Genomic DNA, 1644 nt, shown 5'->3' with positions numbered 1-1644 from the left:
CTAGTGGCTCGTCTCGGAGCCTTGACCAGTTAATTGATCCTTCGTCCGTTGCACGGCAGGCTGCCTTCAAGCTGTGATCGCGGAGGTGGTCGTGGGGCGTCGTCCGGGAGTGTTCGTCCGGCCGGTGAGCATGGAGGAAGGGCGTCGGCTGCAGCGGATCAGCCGAACCGCCAAGGACCCTGTGAAGCTACGGCGGGCGATCGTCGTGCTGATGTCCGCGCAAGGCCAATCCGTACCGGATATCACCTTGTTGATGCAGGTCAGCGCCGACTACGTGCGCGACGTCATCCACGCCTTCAACGAGCGGGGATTCGACGCTCTGGACCCAAAATGGAGCGGGGGACGCCCCAGGACGATCAGTAGCCAGGCACGCGAGCACATCTGCCTGATCGCCCGGACGTCCCCCGCCGACTGGAAGATCGCTTCGTTCTCCACCTGGAGCCTGACCAAGCTGGCCGAGCATCTGGTCAAACAGGCGGTAGTCCCTGCGATCAGCCGCGAGACACTGCGGCGGATACTGCGCGAGGGCAAGGTCTCCTGGCAGACGACTACGACCTGGAAGTCCTCGAACGACCCCGACTTCATCGCCAAGATGCACCGCATCCTGGCCCTCTACGACACCCCGCCCGACGACGGCCGGGTGGTGTGTGTGGACGAGTTCGGCCCGCTGAACCTGATGCCCCGCAAAGGCAGGGCATGGCGACCGGCAGGCTCCCCGCCCCGGCTGCGGGCCACCTACAACCGCTACGACGGCGTCATGCACATGCTCGCAGCCCTCGACCTGGCAACCGGCAAGATGTACTACCGCATCCGCCGGCGAAAGCGATGGCGCGAGTTCCTGTCCCTGCTCAAAGCCCTGCGCGCCCGCTGGCCCGGAGAGAAGTTATACGTCGTGCTGGACAACTTTTCCCCGCATAAGCACCCGAACGTCCGGGCCTGGGCGGCTGCCCATGACGTCGAGCTGGTCTTCCTGCCGACCTATGGATCATGGCTGAACTGGATCGAGTCCGAGTTCGCCGCCCTGCGCTACTTCGCCCTCAACGGCACTGACCACCGCAGCCACGGCGAGCAGAACGCCGCCATCGCCGCCTACATCCGCTGGCGCAACGCCCGGGCCCAACCGAAGACCAACTTCGCCCCCGACTCACCCATCCGTACCTGGACCCAGTACCCGGGGAAGGCGGCTTGAGAAGTCCTCCACGGGCGCCTCCGGGAGTGACGGCCACTTCTCCATGGCTTCGACGATCTCCGCCAGACGGGTCTCGAAGGCCGCCGCGTCGACCTCGCCAGTCCCACACTCCTGCCACAGTTCAACGAGCTGATCCTCCAGCTCGCCGAACTCGATCATCTTGTCGGACAGCGTGAAGCCGTCCAAGGAAGGTTTCCCGACCTCAAGCACCCAACAGTTCGCAGCCGCGTCTGCGGTGATGCCGCGACCCGCCAGTTCGACAACGCTGGACGCCACCCGGGGGTGAGCCGCCACAGCGAGGAACACACCCAGCGACACCGAGTTCCGCACGGGCTTCTCCGCCACGCGCCAACCCTCCTCCACGAGCACACCAGGCCGTACATCCACGACAGTGATCAAGACCAGTTGGCAGCCTACAGAGTTATCCACCCAAGGATCCGAGACGAGCCACTAGC

2 protein-coding genes are annotated in these 1644 nt (G+C 65.0%); one reads left to right on the top strand and one right to left on the bottom strand.

All coding sequences use genetic code 11. From position 1 onward, the window contains the following. The first annotated feature begins 130 nt into the window (after window positions 1-130). Window positions 131-1189 (top strand): IS630 family transposase, encoded by a 1059-nt coding sequence (locus ABT288_RS49900; RefSeq protein ID WP_351623446.1) that lies wholly within the window; start codon window positions 131-133, stop codon window positions 1187-1189. On the opposite strand, the gene ABT288_RS49895 is transcribed toward ABT288_RS49900, so the two are convergent. Further along, window positions 1145-1534, bottom strand: coding sequence for a hypothetical protein (locus ABT288_RS49895; protein WP_351623445.1), 390 nt, complete (start codon window positions 1532-1534; stop codon window positions 1145-1147). The genes ABT288_RS49900 and ABT288_RS49895 overlap by 45 nt on opposite strands. Window positions 1535-1644 lie beyond the last annotated feature (110 nt).

This window comes from Streptomyces sp. NPDC001093, from assembly GCF_040298985.1.
Classification (GTDB): Bacteria; Actinomycetota; Actinomycetes; order Streptomycetales; family Streptomycetaceae; genus Streptomyces.
The sequence above is the reverse complement of the archived record's forward strand: the minus strand, read 5'-3'. Positions and strand labels throughout refer to the sequence as shown.

Coding starts and splice junctions, on each gene's coding strand:
- ABT288_RS49900 (WP_351623446.1), top strand. CDS start 131: ATGGAGGAAGGGCGTCGGCTGCAGCGGATCAGCCGAACCGCCAAGGAC.